The sequence below is a fragment of the Streptococcus pluranimalium genome (assembly GCF_047785745.1).
Taxonomy (GTDB): Bacteria; Bacillota; Bacilli; order Lactobacillales; family Streptococcaceae; genus Streptococcus; species Streptococcus pluranimalium_B.
In genome coordinates this window covers 1-5301 of record NZ_JBLOJT010000114.1, presented here as the reverse complement: position 1 = coordinate 5301, position 5301 = coordinate 1, and the positions used below count along the sequence as shown (strand labels likewise).

The 5301-nt window shown below is 39.6% G+C and carries 7 protein-coding genes and 2 pseudogenes; 8 read left to right on the top strand and 1 reads right to left on the bottom strand.

The window, feature by feature from the left end; all coding sequences use genetic code 11:
* The 4 genes and pseudogenes from ACMZ6U_RS09180 to trxA all read left to right on the top strand — a co-directional run.
* On the top strand, positions 1–490 hold a 490-nt coding region (locus tag ACMZ6U_RS09180; protein WP_416108123.1), incomplete at its 5' end, for an IS630 family transposase.
* Positions 489–608: pseudogene (locus tag ACMZ6U_RS09175) on the top strand (phage tail protein); the annotation flags it as partial. The gene ACMZ6U_RS09180 and the pseudogene ACMZ6U_RS09175, both read left to right, overlap by 2 nt.
* Positions 609–714: 106 nt before the next feature.
* Entirely contained in the window at positions 715–1752 is a 1038-nt protein-coding gene (locus ACMZ6U_RS09170) for an NADH:flavin oxidoreductase/NADH oxidase (protein WP_416108121.1), read from the top strand.
* 105 nt (positions 1753–1857) lie between these two features.
* On the top strand, positions 1858–2175 hold the full coding sequence (gene trxA / locus ACMZ6U_RS09165) for a thioredoxin (RefSeq protein WP_416108119.1): 318 nt from the start codon (positions 1858–1860) through the stop codon (positions 2173–2175).
* Between the two features lie 216 nt (positions 2176–2391).
* Here trxA and ACMZ6U_RS09160 read toward each other — a convergent pair whose 3' ends face one another.
* On the bottom strand, positions 2392–3048 hold the full coding sequence (locus ACMZ6U_RS09160) for an MIP/aquaporin family protein (protein ID WP_416108117.1): 657 nt from the start codon (positions 3046–3048) through the stop codon (positions 2392–2394).
* A 727-nt stretch (positions 3049–3775) separates the two neighbouring features.
* On the opposite strand from ACMZ6U_RS09160, the gene ACMZ6U_RS09155 reads away from it, so the two are divergent.
* The 4 genes and pseudogenes from ACMZ6U_RS09155 to ACMZ6U_RS09140 all read left to right on the top strand — a co-directional run bounded on the left by ACMZ6U_RS09155 (position 3776) and on the right by ACMZ6U_RS09140 (position 4995).
* Positions 3776–3889, top strand: coding sequence for a hypothetical protein (locus tag ACMZ6U_RS09155; RefSeq protein WP_416108127.1), 114 nt, complete (start codon positions 3776–3778; stop codon positions 3887–3889).
* A gap of 35 nt (positions 3890–3924) precedes the next feature.
* Positions 3925–4320: pseudogene (locus tag ACMZ6U_RS09150) on the top strand (transposase); the annotation flags it as partial.
* Positions 4321–4391: 71 nt separating this feature from the next.
* Complete coding sequence (locus ACMZ6U_RS09145; protein WP_416108125.1) at positions 4392–4760, top strand: alcohol dehydrogenase catalytic domain-containing protein; 369 nt, start codon at positions 4392–4394, stop codon at positions 4758–4760.
* Positions 4660–4995 (top strand): hypothetical protein, encoded by a 336-nt coding sequence (locus ACMZ6U_RS09140; protein WP_416108115.1) that lies wholly within the window; start codon positions 4660–4662, stop codon positions 4993–4995. Before ACMZ6U_RS09145 ends, ACMZ6U_RS09140 begins: the two co-directional genes overlap by 101 nt.
* The last annotated feature ends 306 nt before the right edge of the window (positions 4996–5301 follow it).

The window sequence follows — 5301 nt, the reverse complement described above, 5'->3', positions numbered from 1 at the left end:
TTTTGGTCGTATTAGTAAATTAGGGTCTTGTTGGGCTCCTAAGGGATGTCGACCTCATGTAGCGAGTCATTACATCAGAGAATATCGCCATTGCTATGGAGCAGTAGATGCCCATACAGGAGAGTCTTTCTTCCTTATTGCAGGAAGCTGTAGCACAGAATGGATGAACGAATGTTTAAAGCAGCTTAGTCAAGCCTATCCAGATGATTACATTGTTTTAGTTATGGATAACGCCATCTGGCACAAGTCACGATCATCAGTGATTCCTAATCATATTGGCTGTGCTTTTATCCCTCCTTATACCCCTGAGATGAATCCGATAGAGCAAGTTTGGGCCGAGATACGTAAGCGCGGGTTTAAAAATAGAGCCTTTAAGACATTAGATGACGTCATGGATAAGCTACAATCTGTTATTCAGGCTCTCCATTGGAGTGACTTAAAAACGATTGTTCAGCGAAAGTGGACTTCTGTTATTTTTGATTTTGGATGAGTATCAGTTCAAATTTGCTCGTCAAAAATCCAAGCTAGCTGGCACCATTCGCGGTTCTTATTTTACGATAAAAGGTGATCAAGAAGCTCGTATTAAGCCATGGATTGACTTGTATTAAGAAAAACTAACTAGCCTTGTGCTGGTTTTTTCGTATCAAAAGACTGATTTTTTTAAAGCATTTTGCTAGAATAATGACAAATGTAGACGGATAAGGAGATACAAAAATGACAATGTTACTTTCACCTGCTGAAATTGCAGGATTATCCTTAAAAAATCGTGTCGTTATGCCACCCATGTGTATGTATGAGGTGCATGAGGAAGATGGTTTGCCAACAGCCTTCCACCGTTCTCACTATGGGGCTCGTGCTATTTCTGGTGTCGGGCTCATCATTCAGGAAGCGACTGCTGTTGAAGCTGATGGGCGATTGAGCAATCGTGATTTGGGGCTTTGGACGGACGAGCAAGCAGATGCCCTGTCTCAGATGGTGGCAGATTTGCACTATCTAGGGGCTCAAGTTGGTGTCCAACTGGGACATGGTGGTCGTAAAGCGCATGACGCACTTGACCCTATCGCACCAAGTGCTATCGGCTATGGTGCTGATTATAGGGACCCTTGTGAAATGACCATAGAAGACATCGAACGTGTTAAAACAGCTTTTGTAGAGGCAGCTAAACGTGCTGACAAAGCTGGTTACGATATGATTGAACTTCATGGGGCGCATGGTTATTTGATTAATCAGTTCTTAGAACTTCAGACTAACCAACGTACAGATGATTATGGTGGATCACTTGAAAATCGTTTCCGTTTCCTAAAAGAAATCGTCGAAGAGGTTAAAGCTGTCTTTTCAAAACCAATTTGGGTACGCCTATCCATGTCAGCCTATGATGAAACTGGTGTTCAAAACACAATAGAAGACTACCAACAAATTGGTAAATGGTTGGAAGAACTCGGAGTTGCTTGCTTGGATATCTCTACAGGTGGGTTAATGGATGTCCGGCCTAATATTCCAATTCATGGTGGTTATCAAGCTGGATTCACTGCTAAGATGAAAGAAGCTGTATCTATCCCCGTAACCGCTGTTGGACTTTTAAATAGCCCAGAATTGGATGAGTATTTATTACAGAGTGGTCAGGCTGATTTAATCTTGCTTGGACGTGGTCTTCTTCGTAACGTCAACTGGTTGGCAGATGCAGCAGTTACGTTACATGACCATGATTTCAAAGTGTATAATGATTCCTACCGGCGTGGGCAAGTCAAATAACTATCGTAGTAAATAGTTGTAACTTTCTTAAGATTTCGTTAAAATAGCTTTACATTAATTTAAAGGAAACTAGTGCTACTATTTCCTAACAGAAAGAGGTAAGATATGACTCAAGTTGTAACGGATGCAACCTTTGAACAGGAAACAGCTCAAGGTCTCGTTTTGGTAGACTTCTGGGCAACATGGTGCGGCCCATGTTTCATGCAAGCTCCTATTTTGGAACAATTGTCTCAAGAGTTTGACGAGGATGAGCTTAAAATCGTCAAAATGGATGTTGATGAAAACCCGAATACTGCACAATCATTTGGCATTATGTCAATCCCGACACTTTTGTTTAAAAAAGATGGACAAGTGGTTAAACAAGTTGCAGGTGTTCATACTAAAGATCAGATCAAAGCAATTGTTGCTGAATTACATGCTTAATAAACAAAAAAGCGAGCCGAGTGCTCGTTTTTTGCTGGCTATTGATGATATTAGAGAAGATTAATCTCTGAGTACAATGGCTAGAATCTTTTCGTAAGTGTTTGTTTTATTCTATCTTACTAGAAAATCTTATGAATTTGTATGGTGTACTGAGATTACCCTATTAAGACTCATAAAAACCACCTGCAAGACAGATGGTGTTTGGGTATGATTACATTATGCTTCTGTATCAAGAAGGTTTTTACCAACCAGGGCTGCAAGGATACCACCAACGATAGGAGCGACGATGAAGACCCAAAGTTGAGCAAGTGCTTTACCACCAACAAATAGAGCTGGCGCCAAACTACGAGCGGGGTTAACTGAAAGACCAGTGATGTTCAAACCAACCAAAATCATAGCTGTCAATGTTAAACCAATCACAAGACCAGCGATTTTACCGTTGCCTTTTGTAGCAGAAGTAACGGTTACGATGACCAAGATAAAGATAAAGCTAGTGATTAATTCGAAGATGAAAGCACCTGCTGTGCTCACTTCTGTGTAGGCATTTAAACCAAGACCGCTGTCTGCACCACCTGCTAAGAAGAAGATAGCTGCTGAAGCGATGATAGCACCGATAACTTGAGCGACGATGTAGTTAACCAATTCTTTAGCATCCATGCGTTTGTTTACAAACATAGCAACAGATACTGCAGGGTTCAAGTGAGCACCAGAGATAGTACCAATAGAATAAGCAGCTGCCACGATAGACAGACCAAAAGCAAGGGCAATACCAAGGTGTCCAAGACCTTCTGTACCATTACCAAAGACAACAGCTCCTGTCCCAATAAAGACAAGGATAAAAGTACCTATTAATTCGGCAGTGAATTTTTTCATGATTTTCCTTGTCAATGACTTTATTGTCAATTAGAAATAGCGCGATCATATTATAGAATATCCAGGTTTTCTTAGGATAGGAAATGTATCTTGATGTCCATTGTGGATGGAATTTATGTTTCAGTAACTTATCTACTTAAAGATGAATCTGGCAAAAATCTTAAAAGAGAAAATAGCTTAGAGTGACATTGTTGAGAAAGAGCAATTCTAAGGCTTATCTTTGATTCTGTCATGATGAGTCTATAAGTCTTTAGCAATGTCTGCTAGGAGTTTGTAAGAATAGGGTTTTGCTTCATGATTATAGATGAAAGAGTGTACCATATTTCGATATTATCTTATACTCATTGAAAATCAAAATCTGATATTGTCAAGTTTACCTTAATGAACTTTAGTTCTAGCTACGACGCTTTTTCTAGTCAGATTTTGATTTTCTTTGAGTCTTAGTCAAAAAAATTGACCAAGATAACAATGTTAACTATACTAAATGTAAATAGTAAAAATTTTTGACTAAAGAGGTGTCGTAATGAAAGCTGTTGTAGTTAGAACCTGTATTCATAAAAAATGTTAAACTAAAGATATGGCACGAAAAGCATATGATACTGATTTAACCGATCAAAAATGGGCTCAACTTGAACCCTATTTCTCCAAACACCGCACCTATAAATAGTCTAAACGAGAACTCGTGAACGCAACCTTGTATATCACTAAAACAGGCTGCCAATGGCGCATGCTCCCTCATGATTTCCCTCCTTCCCCAACTGTCTGGAGTTTCTTTCGTCGTGCTAAGGAGAGCGGCTTGTGGGACACCATTTTGACGGAACTGGTAAAAAAAAGCGATTGAAAGCTGGTAGAGCAGCCTCTCCAACCTATGCTATCATTGATTCTCAAAGCGTGAAAACAACAGATGTTGCAGAGCAACGTGGGATTGACGGCGGTAAAAAAGTCAAAGGGAGGAAGCGCCACATCGTTGTTGATAACATGGGAAATCTTCTTGATGTGGTGGTTCATGCAGCTCATTTGCACGACACAAAATCAGGCTTTTTAGTAGCTCGAAAAGTGATGCTACAATTCCCAACCATCAAGGCTTTTTCAGCCGATGCTGGCTACCGGAAAAGTTTTGAGGAGATGATAAGGGAGGAGTTTGGTTGCCCGGTAGATATTTCTGAAAAAATTAAGGGTAGGTGGCAAATCATTTCCAAACGTTGGATTGTTGAGCGAACTTTTGCTTGGTTGAACCACTCTCGAAGATTGGCTAAGGATGTTGAAAAATAGGTATCGTCAGAGGTTGCTTTTGTCAAACTATCACACATTAATCGTCTTTTAAGGGCTTTATAACTTTGTGAATACAGGTTCTTAGTCATCCGGGTGACAGGAATGTCTTAGAGGTTACCGAGAGACCAATTCCTCAAATAAAAGAAGGTTGGTCACTTGTTAAAATTGAAGCATTTGGTATTAATCGTTCAGAAATTTTCACTAGAAACGGTTATTCGCCTAGTGTCTCTTTTCCAAGAATTTTAGGTATCGAATGTGTTGGGAGTATTGTAGAAACAAGTGATGAAGCTGTATTACCTGTAGGACATAAAGTGATTTCAATAATGGGAGAAATGGGACGTGATTTTGATGGTTCTTATTTGGGAAAATCTGGCGGCTGTGCCAGAGACTTATTTTACAGCTTTTGGCTCCATGAAACAGTTGAGAATAGAAAAAAATGATACTCTTTTAGTTAGAGGAGCAGCCTCGGCAGTAGGAATCGCCTTTACAAAATTAGTCAAGGCAACTTACTCACAAGTTAGAATTATGGTATCTGTTCGCCATCTTGAAAAAGCAGACCGATTGATGGCTTTCGGTTATGATGACATTATTCTGGAAAAAGACGGCGAACTTAAAACAGATCTTATCTTTGATAAGGTTTTAGAATTAGTTGGTCCTAGTGTCATCAAGAATTAAATCAGTCATATGGCGATGAATGGTATTATTTGTAATACTGGTTTATTAGGTTGACAGTGGTATTTAGAAAAATTTGACCCAACCTTTGATTTACAAAAGAGGGCACGTCTAAAAACTTCAAGTAGTTATTAAGTAAGCCTTATTTGTAAGCCTTGTTTCCAGTAAGCTTCGCTTTCCAAGCTTACTTCTGGCTTATTTTCCTATGGGCGCACTAAGCCCATGATGGCAATCCCAGTCGTTTGATTTGCTCAAAACGACAGATAGTGTAGAGCAGGTTGGTTAAGGTCACATTGGTTTTAGCTCGTC

Coding starts and splice junctions, on each gene's coding strand:
- ACMZ6U_RS09155 (WP_416108127.1), top strand. CDS start 3,776: ATGCTCCCTCATGATTTCCCTCCTTCCCCAACTGTCTGGAGTTTCTTT.
- trxA (WP_416108119.1), top strand. CDS start 1,858: ATGACTCAAGTTGTAACGGATGCAACCTTTGAACAGGAAACAGCTCAA.
- ACMZ6U_RS09160 (WP_416108117.1), bottom strand. CDS start 3,048: ATGAAAAAATTCACTGCCGAATTAATAGGTACTTTTATCCTTGTCTTT.
- ACMZ6U_RS09170 (WP_416108121.1), top strand. CDS start 715: ATGACAATGTTACTTTCACCTGCTGAAATTGCAGGATTATCCTTAAAA.